This window comes from Planomonospora algeriensis (assembly GCF_977012225.1).
In genome coordinates this window covers 1-13,853 of the sequence record NZ_CDRNDK010000144.1, presented here as the reverse complement: position 1 = coordinate 13,853, position 13,853 = coordinate 1, and the positions used below count along the sequence as shown (strand labels likewise).

Genomic DNA, 13,853 nt, shown 5'->3' with positions numbered 1-13,853 from the left:
CCCCGCGCCAGGGCGGCGGCACCGTCTTCACCGTCCGCCTGCCCGCCGCGCCCTCCCCCGCCTGAATCCCGCCCGGACCGGCGCGGGCGGCCACATCCGGCTCACCGGTAACCCGGAAGTGGAATAACCACCCCCCCGCGTCCGTTAGAGTCATCGTGCCGATGTGGTTTGTGTCCCCCGGGCCGCAAATTACCGCCTTCACGGAATACCGTTCGGCTGGAGCCGTGTTGTGCCTCTCGCCGAGGAGGCGACCGCCACATCGGCACTAAACGTCCCGCCCCGCGGGCGCTCCGGCGCCCGCGGGGCGTTTCCTTTGCCCCAGGCGCCCGCTCCGCGCCCTTCCGGGCTCCCGGCTTTGGACCAGGGCTACAAACATCAAAGCTTGGCTTGTGAGGATGTCCACACCCGCCGGTCGCCGGGCCACCGCCTACTGTGGTGTTCTTCCGTACCGTGAGGAGAGTCCGTGCTCTACCGCCTGGCCAAGACCGTCAGCTCTCCCTTCCTGCACCTGCTCTGGCCGACCACGGCCATCGGGGTGGAGCACGTGCCGGCCGCCGGCCCGGCCATCCTGGCCTCCAACCACCTGTCGGTCCTCGACTCGACCTTCCTTCCGCTGGTGGTCCCCCGTCAGGTGCGTTTCGTCGCCAAGCAGGAGTACTTCACCGGCAACCCCGTCACCGCCGCGTGGATGCGGGCCACCGGCCAGATCGCCATCGACCGGCAGAGCCCCACCGCCGCCCAGGACATGCTCGACGCCGCGGCCCGGGTGCTCAAGGACGGCGGCCTGTTCGGCATCTACCCCGAGGGCACCCGCTCCCCCGACGGCCGCCTCTACCGCGGCAAGGTCGGCGTCGCCTGGCTGGCCCTGGCCACGGGGGCGCCGGTGCTCCCGGTGGCCATGTCCGGCACCGACGGGGTGCTGCCGATCGGCGCGTCGGTCCCCCGGCTGGGCCGGGTCGGGGTGCGGATCGGCGAGCCGATGACGTTCACCGGCTCGGAGTCCAGCGCGCGCGACCGCCGCAAGGTGACCGACGAGATCATGGCGGAGATCCAGCGCCTCTCCGGGCAGGAGTACGTGGCCGCCTACGCCCCCCGCCGTACCCAGGACAGTTGATCATATTTCGGCATATGTCGGATTGGCCACGCTAGGGTGGTGCGCTGAGCTTCGGCGAACGGGGGTGGCCAGATGCCGCGCGGCAGGACGATAGCGATCGCAACGGTGACCACCGTGCTGGTGGCGGGCGCCGCCGGCGGCGGCGCCTGGTGGTACCTCCACACGCGCGGCACCCCGCAGGAGACCGCGCAGCGCTTCACCCAGGCCTGGCAACGGGGCGACCAGGCCGCCATGCGCGCCGAGCTGGGCGCCGCCGACCCCGCCTTCGCCCGCGCCTACGACGACATGCGCAGGGGCTGGGCGGTGGAGAGCACCGCGATCCGGCTCGACGGGGTCCGCGAGACCGGCGACGACACCGCCCAGGCCGCCTACACCGCCACCCTCCGGCTGAAGAACGTCGGCGAGTGGAGCTACGCCGGGACCATCGACCTGGCGGTCGTCGACCGGCACTGGAAGGTCGACTGGTCGCCTTCCGCGGTCCACCCCGGCCTCACCGCCGGATCCTCCTTCGCGCTGAAGACCAACTGGCCCCAGCGGGCGGCCATCACCGCCGCCGGCGGCGAGCGCATCGACGGCGGCGGTGTGGGCGGCTCGGTCCAGCAGCTCGTCGGCTTCCTCGACAAGGCCACCGACAAGGACGTCAAGAAGCTCGGCTCCCCCTACAAGCCCGGCCAGGCCGTCGGGCGGGGCGGCCTGCAGGAGAGGTTCCAGCAGCGCCTGGCCGGCACCCCCGGCACCGAGATCCAGATCGTCGGCGCCGGCGGCGCGGCCGCGACCGCCAAGACCGTCGGCACCATCGAGGGCGAGAAGGGCGAGCCCCTGGAGACCAGTCTGGACCTGCGGGTCCAGGACGCCGCGGCCGGGGCCGTGCGCGACCTCGACAAGACCGCCTCGATGGTCGCGATCAAGCCCTCGACCGGCGAGATCCTCGCCGTCGTCAACAACAAGGGCGGCTTCAACCGCGCCCTGAACGGCGCCTACCCGCCCGGCTCCACCTTCAAGGCGGTCACCGCCGTCGGGCTCCTCGAAGCCGGCGTGGGCCCCGGTGAGAAGGTCACCTGCCCCAAGGACGTCAACGTCGGCGGGCTGCCCATCCGCAACTCCCACCACGCCGCCTACGGCTCGGTGACCTTCTCCGACTCCTTCGCCCACTCCTGCAACACCACCTTCGCCCCCCTGGCCAAGGAGCGGCTGGGCGCCGACGAGATGGTGCGGACCGCCGAGCTGTTCGGCTTCAACCAGCAGCTCGACATCGGCGGCGCCGAGGTGCACGGCGGCAAGATCCCCCGGGCGGAGAGCGACGCCGAACTGGCCGCCGAGTCCTTCGGCCAGGGACGCATCACCGCCAGCCCGCTGATGATGGCCTCGGTCGCCGCCGCGCTCGCCGACGGCACCTGGCGCCCGCCGACCCTCGTGCCGGCGGCCGGGCAGAAGCTCGAGCCGCGGGCCCTGCCCGAAGGCGTCGTCGGCCCGATGCACCGGATGATGTCCGCCGTGGTCACCAAGGGCACCGCCGAGGGCGCGGGTCTTCCCGCGGGCACCCGCGGCAAGACCGGCACCGCGGAGTACGGTCCTCAGGACGACCTGAAGACCCACGCCTGGTTCATCGGCTTCAAGGGCGACCTGGCCTTCGCCGTGATCGTCGAGGAGGGCGCGGGCGGCGGCACGGACGCGGCCCCGGTGGCCGCGGCGTTCCTGCGCGCCCTGGGCTGACCCGCTCCCCGCGCCGGCCGCCCCGCGCGCTCCCGCTCAGAGGGGGAGCGCGGCGGCGTCGTGCCGCAGGACCATGATCAGCAGCGTTGCGATCAGAGTCGCGATCAGCAGCCAGCTGACCATGATGATGACCGTCGAACGGCGCGGGCGCCGGCGCAACCGCCCCGCCCCGCCCCCGGGATCGCCCCGGCGGCGGCCTCCTTCTCTGCGCTGGACGCGCTCGTTGAACGACTCCAGCCGCGCGGCCAGCCGCGGGTCCTCGTCGACGAGGTGACGCTCGATCTGCAGCAGCATTCGCTCCTCGTCTTTCGACCAGGCCATGCCGCACCTCCCCGGAATGCAAGGCGTGTGCCGACGTTCTGCCCAATCATGAAGATCGTTATCCGTTCCGAGGGCTGCGATTTACCTCTTCTTTGCCTGCTCGCCGCAAGAGGCGCGGGCCGCTCCCGCAAGGCGCACCGGCCCTCCACTCCGGAGACCTCCGCAACCCTCCGGGCGCATCGGGAGGACGAATCCGGAGACACCATCCGTCACTCCACCCCCGATGGATGGCCAACCTCCAGAAAGGGTACGAACAGGCTTGATGCTCTCAATCGGATGCATCGCCGTACAGAAATCAGGGGGGAAGATGACCGAGAAGAAGAAGCCCAGCAAGGCCTCGGGCAAGCAGAAGAAGGCCGCGATCAAGGCCACACGCGAGGCGAAGCAGGCCAAGCGGCAGGCCAAACGCCCCGAGGGCGCCGAATAGCCCCGCACCGTCAGGGGACGATTCCGGGACATCCCGACGTCACGCCGCGTGACGCCCGGAAGCACCCGGAACGTCCCCTCCGCCCCGGACATGGGAACCGGGCGGCCGGGAGACGCCCGGGCCGCACCGGGAGACGTTTTCCAACCGCCTTACCACGGAGCGAGCCACCATGTCCGCCTACCTGCGGTTCCCGACGGTCTTCGGCGACGTCGTCGTGTTCGCCGCCGAGGACGATCTCTGGATGGTGCCCGCCGCGGGCGGCCGCGCCTTCCGCCTCACCGCCGGAGTCGCCGAAGCCGGCTACCCGCGCTTCTCCCCCGGCGGCGACCGCATCGCCTTCGCCGGCCGCGAGGAGGGCCCCGAAGAGGTCTACGTGATGCCCGCCGACGGCGGCTCCGCCCGGCGCGTCACCTACCACGGCACCCGCTCCACCGTCACCGGCTGGGACCCCGACGGAGCGATCCTGTACGCCAGCGACACCGGCCAGCCCTTCCACGGCCAGAAATGGCTGCACCGCGTCCTGCCGCACAGCGTCCCCGAACGCCTGCCGTACGGGCCGGCCAACTCCATCTCCTACGGCCCGCACATCGTGATCGGCCGCAACACCGCCGACCCCGCCCGCTGGAAGCGCTACCGCGGCGGCACCGTCGGCGACCTGTGGATCGGCGACGGCACCTTCCGGCGGCTCATCACCCTGCCGGGCAACCTCGCCTCCCCCTGCTGGGCCGCGGAACGGGTCTACTTCATCTCCGACCACGAGGGCGTCGGCAACGTCTACTCCTGCACCGCCGACGGCACCGACCTGCGCCGGCACACCGACCACACCGACTACTACGCCCGCAACCTGTCCGGCGACGGACGCCGGCTCGTCTACCACGCCGGCGGCGAGCTCTACCTGCTGGACGACGGGGAGTCCCGCCGCGTCGAGGTCAGCCTGCGCAGCTCCCGCACCCAGCGCAACCGGCGCTTCGTCCCCGCCCAGAGCTTCCTCGACAGCGCCACCCTCAGCCCCGACGGCAGCGGCCTGGCCATCACCACCCGCGGCAAGGCGTTCTCCTTCGCCGCCTGGGAAGGCCCCGTCCGCCAGCACGGCGCCCCCTACGGCGTCCGCTACCGGCTGCTGACCTGGCTCAACGACGGCCTGCGGCTGATCACCGCCGCCAGCGACGACCGCGACCGCGAGACCCTGACCGTCCTGACCGCCGACGGCACCGCCGAACCCCTGCGGCTCGACCACCTCGACACCGGCCGGATCACCGCGCTGCAGGTCTCCCCCAAGGCCGACACCGTCGCCGTCACCAACCACCGCAACGAACTGCTCCTCGTCGACCTGGCCGCCGGCTCCGCCCAGGCCACCGTGATCGACTCCAGCCGGTTCGGCGCAGTCGAGGACCCCGCCTGGTCCCCCGACGGCCGCTGGCTCGCCTACGCCTTCCGCGACACCGCCCAGACCATGGCGATCAGACTGTGCCGGGCCGCCACCGGCGAGACCTTCCCCGCCACCCGCCCCGTGCTGTGGGACTCCTCCCCCGCCTTCGACCCCGCCGGCCGCTACCTCTACTTCGTCGGCCAGCGCGTCTTCAACCCCGTCTACGACGAGCTCGGCTTCGACCTGGGCTTCCCCCTCGGCTCCCGCCTGTACGCCCTGGCCCTGCGCGCCGGCACCGGCTCCCCCTTCGTCCCCGAGCCCCGGCCCCTGTCCGGCGCCGACGAGGACGAGGACGACGAGGAGATCGAATTCGTCGTCGACACCGACGGCCTGGCGAACCGCATCGTCGCCTTCCCCGTCCCCGAATGCCGCTACGAGTCCGTCGCCGCGATCAAAGGCAAGGCCGTCTACCTCACCTACCCCGTCGAGGGCGCCCTCGGCGACGAGCACGCCGCCTTCTCCGACGGCACCCTGTGCGCCTACGACTTCGCCAAGCAGAAGCACGAGACCCTGGTCACGGACGTGTCGGAGTTCCAGCTCGGCCGCGACGGCGCCACCTTGCTCTACCGCTCCGGGTCACGGCTGCGCGTCGTCAAGGCCGGCGAGGCCCCCGAGGACGACGAGAGCCCCGGCCGCGAGAGCGGCTGGATCGACCTGTCCCGCGTCAAGGTCTCCGTCTGCCCCGAAGCCGAATGGCGGCAGATGTTCCGCGAGGCCTGGCGCCTGCAGCGCGAGCACTTCTGGGCCGAGGACATGGCCGGCATCGACTGGGAGGGCGTCTACCGCCGCTACCTGCCGCTGGTGGACCGGGTCACCACCCGCGGGGAGTTCTCCGACCTGCTGTGGGAACTGCTCGGCGAGCTCGGCACCTCCCACGCCTACGAGAGCGGCGGCGCCTACCGCGCCCGCCCGCACTACCGCCAGGGCAAGCTCGGCGTCGACCTGTCCTTCACCGACGGCCTGCACCGCATCACCCGGATCGTCGACGGCGACCGCTGGAACCCCGAGGCCACCTCCCCGTTCAACCGCCTCGGCGTCGACGTACGGCCCGGTGACGCGATCCTGGCCGTCAACGGCCAGAGCGTCAACGCCGCCACCGGCCCCGCCGAGCACCTGGTCAACCAGGCCGACGAGGAGGTCCAGCTCACCATCGCCCGCGGCGAGGAGAGACGGACCGTCACCGTGCGGGCCATCGCCGACGAGCAGCCGGGCCGCTACCGCGACTGGGTCCGCGACAACCGCGCCCGCTGCCACGAGCGCACCGGCGGCCGGATCGGCTACCTGCACATCCCCGACATGGGCCCGGACGGCTACGCCGAGTTCCACCGCGGCTTCCTGGCCGAGTACGACCGGGAGGGCCTGATCGTCGACGTCCGCTTCAACGGCGGCGGCCACGTCTCCTCCCTGCTGCTGGAGAAGCTCTCCCGGCGCCGCCTGGGCTACAACCACCCCCGCTGGGGCGTGCCCGAGCCCTACCCCGAGGAGTCGCCCCGCGGGCCCATGGTGGCGATCACCAACGAGTGGGCGGGCTCCGACGGCGACATCTTCAGCCACACCTTCAAACTGCTGGGCCTGGGCCCGCTGATCGGCAAGCGCACCTGGGGCGGGGTGATCGGCATCTGGCCCCGCCACCAGCTGGCCGACGGGACCGTCACCACCCAGCCGGAGTTCTCCTTCGCCTTCGACGACGTCGGCTGGCGGGTGGAGAACTACGGCACCGACCCCGACCTCGAGGTGGACATCACCCCGCAGGACTACGCCGCGGGGATCGACGCCCAGCTGGACACCGCGATCCGGGTAGCGCTGGAGCGGCTGGCCGTCCACCCGCCGCACACGCCCAACCCCGCCGACCGGCCCCGGCTCTCCATCCCCCCGCTCCCCCCGCGCTGACCCCTCAGGGCCGCCGCACTCACCCGAGAACGCCGCCGGCCGCGGGTCACCGCCGCATGTCACCGCCGCGGGTCAAGGCGCGGCCCACTCCGCCAGCCGCGCGGCCAGCGCCCGCACCTCCCCGCGCAGCGCCTCCGGTTCGAGCACCGTGAACGGCCAGCCGAGCCCGGCCAGCATCTGCGCCATCCCGTCCAGCCGCTCGGCCCGCGTCGTCAGCAGCACACCCCCGGGCGCCTCCTCCAGCGTCGCGGCCGACGCCGGCACCCGCCGACGCGCCTCCTCCGGCGTCGCGGCCAGCAGCACCCGCACCTCGTACCGGTACGGCACCGCCGCCAGCGATCCCGTCACGTGCCCTGCCGCGTCGAAACCCTCCGGGACCTCGAATCTCCGATCGGTGCGCCCGGCGTCCGCCACCCGGTCCATCCGGAAGGTGCGGACCTCGCCGCTGCGGTGGTCGAACCCCGCGACGTACCACCGCCCGGAGTGGAAGACGATGCCGTACGGATCCAGCTCGCGCTCCGACGGCTCCCCCTTCCACGACCGGTAGACCAGCCGTACCGTGCGCCCGTGCCGGACGGCGTCGGCCAGCACCAGCAGCGGCCCGGCCTTCGGGACGGGTGTGGCCGCCGGGGCGCGGGTGTGGTCGAGGGTCTGCGCGACCGCGTCGACGCGGTCGCGCAGCGCCCGTGGCAGCACCCGCTGGATCTTGGCCAGCGCGCTCTCGGTCGCCGCCTCCCCCACCGCCAGGCCGGTCCGTCGCCCGGCCACCAGTCCCAGCACCACCGCCGTCGCCTCGTCATCGGTGAGCATCAGCGGCGGCAGCTTGTAGCCCGGCAGCAACCGGTAACCGCCGTAACGCCCCCGCTCGGCCTCCACCGGCACGCCGAGCTCGCCCAGCCGGACCGCGTAGCGGCGCACGGTGCGCTCGTCGACCTCCAGCCGGGCGGCCAGCTCCGGCCCGGTCAGGCCGGGGGCGGCCTGCAGCAGTTCGAGCAGCGCCAGCACCCGCGCGGCCGTCATGGAAAACACCTCGGAAATCAGGACCGAAACTGCCCGGATTCCATCCTAGGGTGAGAACACACGACGACGGAAGGACCAAGACCCATGAGCCAGCCGACCGCCGGCACCCCCGCCCCCACCCCCGCCGAGACCCCGGCCCGGCGGACCTACGTCCTGGTCCCCGGCTTCTGGCTCGGCGGCTGGGCCTGGGAGAAGGTCACCGACCGACTCCGCGCCGAAGGCCACGACGTCCATCCCGTCACCCTCACCGGCCTCGGCGACCGGGTCCACCTGGCCACCCCGGAGACGGACCTGGAGACCCACGTCCAGGACATCGTCAACACGATCGTCTACGCCGACCTGCACGATGTGGTCCTCGTGGCGCACAGCGGCGGCGGCGGGCCCGTCACCGGAGCGGCCGACCGGATCCCCGAGCGCATCGCCCGCGTGGTCTACCTCGACAGCGGGCCCCTGGCCGACGGCATGGCCTGGATGGACATGAACGAGCCCCCGGAGCGGGCCTCCATCGAGCAGCGGGTCGCCGAGCAGGGCGGCACCGCCTATCCGCTGCCGTCCTGGGAGGAGCAGGAGAAGGCCGGCGCCAGCCTGGAGGGCCTCGGCGAGGCCGAGCGCACCTGGTTCGCCTCCCGCGCGACACCGCAGCCGTACGGCTCCATGACCGCCCCGCTGACGCTCACCGGCGCGGCGGAGCGGCTGCCCAAGACGCTCGTCACGTGCTCGTTCCCGCTGGAGCAGGTCCACGCGATGATCGCTTCCGGACACCCGTTCTTCGCGGCGCTGGCCGGGCCCGAGTGGAGCTTCGCCGAACTCCCCACCGGCCACTGGCCGATGTTCTCCGAGCCCGAGCGGACCGCTCTGGTGCTCGCGGGCCTGGAGGGGTGAACCGGTCCGCGGCCGCCATGGCCGCGGACCGGGCGGAGGAGACCGAGGCCGGGGGGCGTTAGCGCTCCCCGGCCGGCCCCCGGACGGGCTCGTCGATCCAGCCGCGGGCCGCCGCGAAGGTCGTCTTGGCGATCAGCCGCTGCCCCGCGGCGTTGGGATGGAAGAAGTCCCACCCGCTGACGTGGTCCAGCGTGAAGGGGTAGCGGAACACCGCCCCGCCGTCGAACCGGCACGCCCGGCCGTACTCCGCGCAGACCCCCGCCAGCGCCCTGTTGTAGGCCGCGACCCGCGCCCGCACCCGGTCGCGGCGCGCCCGGTCCGCCGGGGCGGTGGAGACCGGCCGCGCCAGCATCGTGGGGCAGATCCGGCCGACCGTCCAGAAACCGCGGGCCGCCACGTTGTCCTTGCCCACCCGCCACAGCCGCTTCAGATCGGGGATGCTGGCCAGGAACACCCGCGCCCCCGGCCGCCGCTCCTTGAGCAGCCGCAGTGCGGCGGCCACCCTGGCACGGTAGACCGCGACCGGCGTCATCCTCCGCTCCTCCGGCACGCAGGCGTCCTGAGCCCCGATCAGGACCGTCACGTAGTCGGCCCGCCGGGCGACCGCCCGCGCCATCTGCCCGGACAGGTCGGCGCTGGTCGCGCCGGGGGCTGCGAGGTTGACGTTGTGCCCCTCGACGGCCTCGTCGCGGGCGAGCAGCCGCAGGTAGTGACTGTGCACCTCGGCGTGGTCCCCCGCCGCCCACGAGCGCGAGGTGCACGAGACGTACCAGCCGCAGACGTTGAACCCGGCGCTGATGGAGTCGCCCAGCGCGGCCATGACCACGGGCCGCCACGGCACGGCCGCCCCCGCGGTCCTCGCGGCCCCCGCCGGAGTCGCCCATCCGGCCGCCAGGACCGCCGCCGCGGTCAGTGTCGCTGTGAACACGGTCACAGTCCTGCGCGCCATGGCACCTCCGGAGGGCGGATCGCATCTGCTCCCGGATGTATCACCGCAGGCCGCGACAGCGCTCCCGGTTGACCGACTCGCTTGGTTCCCTTGACGGACTCCGGAGGCCGTGCCATCCCAGGGGGTCGCCGTCGAACACGTTCAGTTTCCGCATAGAGTGTCAGGAGTGAGAGCCGCGCTCGGATCACCCCGTCCTCTCGTGGTGAGGACCACCCTCGTCGCCGACCCCGGCGACCTGCTCACGCGGCTTCCCGCCGCCGCCCCCTATGCCTGGGTCCGGCACGGCGAGGGCCTGGTCGCCTGGGGAGAGGCCGCGCGGGTGAGCGTGCCCCCCGGCCCCGGACGCTTCGACTGGGCCCGCGACTGGCTCTCGGCCGTCTTCGCCGGAGCCCACGTCGACGACGAGGCGCGCGTCCCCGGTTCCGGTCCCGTCGCCTTCGGCTCCTTCGCCTTCGACCCCGCCTCCCCCGGCTCCGTCCTCGTCGTCCCCCGGACGATCCTCGCCCGCCGCGACGGCCTGGCCTGGCTCACCACCGTCGGCGAGGGCCGCCTCGACGAGATCACCGCTCCCCGCGACCCCGGCCGGATCCGCTACGGCGACGGCAGCCTCACCGCTCCCGAATGGGAGCACGCCGTCGCGCGGGCCGCCCACCGGATCCGCTCCGGCGTCCTGGAGAAGGCCGTGCTCGCCCGCGACCTGACCGCCGTCGCCGAACACCCCATCGACGTACGGCTGCTCCTGTCCCGCCTGGCCGGGCGCTTCCCCGAGTGCTACACCTTCGCCTGCTCCGGACTGGTCGGCGCCACCCCCGAGCTGCTGGTCCGCCGCACCGGCGAGACCGTCGAGTCCCTCGTCCTGGCCGGCACCGCCCCCCGCGGCACCGGCCCGGCCGACGACGCGGCCCGCGGGGAGGCCCTGTTCGCCTCCGCCAAGGACCGCCGGGAGCACGCCTGCGCGATCGACTCCGTCCGCCGGACCCTCATCCCGCTCTGCGCCGAGCTGAAGATCCCCGAAGAGCCCGAGCTGCTCGTGCTGCCCAACGTCCAGCACCTCGCCAGCCCGGTGACCGGCCGGCTGTCGGCCGGGCTCTCGGTCCTGGACGTGGTCGCCGCCCTGCACCCGACCGCGGCCGTCGGCGGCACCCCCACCCGGACCGCCCTGCAGGTCATCCGCGAACTGGAAGGCATGGACCGCGCCGGCTACGCCGGTCCGGTGGGCTGGATCGACGCCCGCGGCGACGGCGAGTGGGGCATCGCCCTGCGCTGCGCCCAGGTCGACGGCGACCGCGCCCGGCTCTTCGCCGGCTGCGGCATCATGGGCGACTCGGATCCGGCCGCCGAGCTCGCCGAGGCCCAGGCCAAGTTCCGCGTCATGCAGTACGCCCTGGAGGGCTGAGCGGGCGCCCGGCGGTCACGGAGACCGGTCCGGTCGCAGGCCGGGGGCGCGCCCGGCGCGATCCGGCCGGCGGCCGGACCGTCCCGCCGTCATCCGGCGTGGTGCTTGCCCTTGCGCCGGTCCTTCAGCCGGACCGTGATGAAGATCACGATGGCCAGCAGGACGACGCCCAGCACGGCCTTGGAGACGATCCCCATGTACTGCTCGACCAGCTCGTAGTTGTCCCCGAGGAGGTAGCCCGCCATGATGAACGCGGTATTCCAGATGAGGCTGCCCATCAGCGTGAGCAGGGTGAAGATCGAGACCGGCATGCGCTCGACGCCCGCCGGGATCGAGATGAGGCTGCGGAAGATGGGGATCATGCGCCCGAAGAAGACCGTCTTCCTGCCGTGCCTGGCGAACCAGGCCTCGGTCTTCTCGATGTCGGAGATGCTGATCAGCGGCAGCTTGGACGCGATGGAGATCACCCGGTCCCGGCCGAGCAGCGCGCCGACCGCGTACAGCGCCAGCGCGCCGATCACCGATCCCAGGGTGGTCCAGAGCACGGCGTCGAACAGACTCATCTTGTCCTGACCCGCGGTGAAGCCCGCCAGCGGCAGAATCACCTCACTGGGCAGCGGCGGGAAGAGGTTCTCCAGCGCGATCGCGATCCCCGCCCCGGGTGCTCCCAGGTCAGCCATAAGGTCAGTCGCCCACTTGGCGATTCCGTCGACAGTCGTTGGACTCATGGGACAAGGCTAGGGAACCCTGGATATGCCGTGCATGGGGCTGAGCGCCATTGTGGACTGGCGGACTCCTCAGCGGCGGGGTGTGGAAAACCTCAAGAGCCGGCCATCCGGCGGCATCCGCCCGGCGGTCCGCCGGAGGAGGTCACCGGATCTCAGCGTCTTCGCACGTCAGAGCCTTGCAGTAGCCGCGCGAGCGGGGAGGGCGGCCGAGTCCGGCCCTGCCTCGGAAGAGGAAGGGCGACCCGGCGGAGTGAACGGCGGCAGAGCCGCCGCCGGAAGGGATGTGACCTATCTCACAGTTTCCCCTGCCGGAGGCGTGGAGAAACGCCCGGTCAGACTCTCCGGAGATACACCGTTTCCCCTGGTTCGATGACGGCCTGACCCGCCGTCAGCGTGGCCACCCAGTCGGGGAAGACCTCCAGCTCCGACTCCCGCACCGCCACCTCCAGGCCGACCCGCGCGCCGTAGACCACCTCGCGCACCTCGTACGGCGAGATCCGCAGGTCGTTCTCCAGCCGGCCGGCACGGACGTGGTCCACGGTCACGGTCACGACCCTGGCCGGCACCATCTCCACCGGCACGACCAGGTCCAGTGTCCTGCCGACCGCCCCGCCGTACGCGCGGACCAGCCCGCCCGCACCCAGCTTGACCCCGCCGAAGTAGCGGGTGACCACCGTCGCCACGTCACCGAGCCCCCGGCGCAGCAGGGTCTCCAGCATCGGCGTGCCCGCCGTCCCGCCGGGTTCGCCGTCGTCGTCGGCCTTCTGCAGCCGCCGGTCGCCGATCACGTAGGCCGAGCAGTTGTGCGTGGCGTCGGGATACAGCTCCCTGCGCCCGGCGACGAAGTCGCGCGCCTCCTCCTCCGAGGAGGCGGGGGCGATCGCGCAGATGAACCGCGACCGCTTGATCTCGATCTCGTGCTCGACGGGGTCGTCCAGCGTCAGGTACGGCTCAGCCACTTCGTCAGGGTATCCATCACCTTTCCTTTACGATGTAGATTCTCAGCCGCCGGCTCTCCGGCCCGCGGCGAGGGGCGCTTCTCCTTCCCTCCGCGCAGGGGATTTGCCAAGATCGGATCGCCCTCAGTGAAGCGACCCTTCGCCTTTGCGATGTAGATCAACCCTTGGAGGTCCTGATGACCGAGCGGTTCGAGGCGATGCCCGGCGACTGGACCCGGGCACTGGCGATCGTCGCCCACCCCGACGACCTGGAGTACGGCTCCGCGGCGGCGATCTCCCGCTGGACCGGCGAGGGCCGCGAGATCTTCTACCTGCTGGTCACCAGGGGCGAGGCCGGCATCGACACCGTGCCCCCCGGCCAGGCCGCCTCCCTGCGGGAGAGCGAGCAGCGGGCCGGCGCCGCGGTGGTCGGCGTCACCTCGGTCGACTTCCTCCACCACCGCGACGGAGTGATCGAGTACGGCCCCGCCCTGCGCCGCGACCTGACCCGGGAGATCCGGCGCCGCCGGCCGGAGGTGCTGATCACCATCAACCACCACGACACCTGGGACGGCCGCACCTCCTGGAACACCCCCGACCACCGCGCCGTGGGCCGGGCCGTCCTGGACGCCGCCGCCGACGCGGGGAACCGGTGGATCTTCCCCGAACTGGCCGACGAGGGCTTCACCCCCTGGAACGGCGTGCGCTGGGTCGCCGTGAACGGCTCCCCCCACCCGACCCACGCCGTCGACGTGAGCGACCACCTGGAACGCGCCGTCCGCTCCCTGCTGGCGCACCGCACCTACATCGAGGCGCTCACCGACCAGAAGCCGGAGGAGTACTGCCGGGCCCTCATCGGCCAGGCCACCTCGGAGGCCTCGGCCCGCTTCGGCGGCCGGCCGGCCGTGAGCTTCGAGCTGTTCCCCCGCTGATCCCGGATCAGGCGGGATTCACGGGCTCCGCCCCCTCCCCCGCCCGATCGGCGCGAGCGGAGACGACCGCGCCGGCGGAGGCCGCGGGCACGCGGTCCGCAGGCCGGCGGCGGC

12 protein-coding genes are annotated in these 13,853 nt (G+C 72.7%); 7 read left to right on the top strand and 5 right to left on the bottom strand.

Annotated elements, in window-relative coordinates; all coding sequences use genetic code 11:
• The first annotated feature begins 463 nt into the window (after positions 1-463).
• The gene (locus tag ACWJ6R_RS16835) at positions 464-1,114 is read left to right on the top strand and encodes a lysophospholipid acyltransferase family protein (RefSeq protein ID WP_449063121.1); all 651 of its coding nucleotides are present in this window, start codon (positions 464-466) and stop codon (positions 1,112-1,114) included.
• Positions 1,115-1,219: 105 nt separating this feature from the next.
• Entirely contained in the window at positions 1,220-2,827 is a 1,608-nt protein-coding gene (locus tag ACWJ6R_RS16830) for a penicillin-binding transpeptidase domain-containing protein (RefSeq protein WP_449063120.1), read from the top strand.
• A gap of 36 nt (positions 2,828-2,863) precedes the next feature.
• Here the strand turns inward: ACWJ6R_RS16830 and ACWJ6R_RS16825 are convergent, their stop codons facing one another.
• Positions 2,864-3,148, bottom strand: coding sequence for a DUF3040 domain-containing protein (locus ACWJ6R_RS16825; protein WP_449063119.1), 285 nt, complete (start codon positions 3,146-3,148; stop codon positions 2,864-2,866).
• 262 nt (positions 3,149-3,410) lie between these two features.
• Between ACWJ6R_RS16825 and ACWJ6R_RS16820 the strand changes: the two genes are divergently transcribed.
• Both ACWJ6R_RS16820 and ACWJ6R_RS16815 read left to right on the top strand, forming a co-directional pair.
• Complete coding sequence (locus tag ACWJ6R_RS16820) at positions 3,411-3,575, top strand: hypothetical protein (RefSeq protein WP_449063118.1); 165 nt, start codon at positions 3,411-3,413, stop codon at positions 3,573-3,575.
• A gap of 169 nt (positions 3,576-3,744) precedes the next feature.
• Complete coding sequence (locus tag ACWJ6R_RS16815) at positions 3,745-6,894, top strand: S41 family peptidase (protein WP_449063117.1); 3,150 nt, start codon at positions 3,745-3,747, stop codon at positions 6,892-6,894.
• Between the two features lie 72 nt (positions 6,895-6,966).
• On the opposite strand, the gene ACWJ6R_RS16810 is transcribed toward ACWJ6R_RS16815, so the two are convergent.
• Positions 6,967-7,914 (bottom strand): helix-turn-helix transcriptional regulator, encoded by a 948-nt coding sequence (locus ACWJ6R_RS16810; RefSeq protein WP_449063116.1) that lies wholly within the window; start codon positions 7,912-7,914, stop codon positions 6,967-6,969.
• An 84-nt stretch (positions 7,915-7,998) separates the two neighbouring features.
• Between ACWJ6R_RS16810 and ACWJ6R_RS16805 the strand changes: the two genes are divergently transcribed.
• The gene (locus ACWJ6R_RS16805; protein ID WP_449063115.1) at positions 7,999-8,796 is read left to right on the top strand and encodes an alpha/beta fold hydrolase; all 798 of its coding nucleotides are present in this window, start codon (positions 7,999-8,001) and stop codon (positions 8,794-8,796) included.
• A gap of 58 nt (positions 8,797-8,854) precedes the next feature.
• Here ACWJ6R_RS16805 and ACWJ6R_RS16800 read toward each other — a convergent pair whose 3' ends face one another.
• On the bottom strand, positions 8,855-9,724 hold the full coding sequence (locus ACWJ6R_RS16800) for an SGNH/GDSL hydrolase family protein (RefSeq protein ID WP_449063114.1): 870 nt from the start codon (positions 9,722-9,724) through the stop codon (positions 8,855-8,857).
• Between the two features lie 187 nt (positions 9,725-9,911).
• Here ACWJ6R_RS16800 and ACWJ6R_RS16795 point away from each other — a divergent pair, with 187 nt between their 5' ends.
• Complete coding sequence (locus ACWJ6R_RS16795; protein WP_449063113.1) at positions 9,912-11,141, top strand: isochorismate synthase; 1,230 nt, start codon at positions 9,912-9,914, stop codon at positions 11,139-11,141.
• 89 nt (positions 11,142-11,230) lie between these two features.
• Here ACWJ6R_RS16795 and ACWJ6R_RS16790 read toward each other — a convergent pair whose 3' ends face one another.
• Positions 11,231-11,821, bottom strand: coding sequence for a DedA family protein (locus ACWJ6R_RS16790; protein WP_449063112.1), 591 nt, complete (start codon positions 11,819-11,821; stop codon positions 11,231-11,233).
• 380 nt (positions 11,822-12,201) lie between these two features.
• A complete protein-coding gene (locus tag ACWJ6R_RS16785; RefSeq protein WP_449063111.1) occupies positions 12,202-12,828 on the bottom strand; it encodes a YigZ family protein in 627 nt (208 codons plus the stop codon).
• Between the two features lie 176 nt (positions 12,829-13,004).
• Between ACWJ6R_RS16785 and ACWJ6R_RS16780 the strand changes: the two genes are divergently transcribed.
• A complete protein-coding gene (locus ACWJ6R_RS16780; RefSeq protein WP_449063110.1) occupies positions 13,005-13,739 on the top strand; it encodes a PIG-L deacetylase family protein in 735 nt (244 codons plus the stop codon).
• The last annotated feature ends 114 nt before the right edge of the window (positions 13,740-13,853 follow it).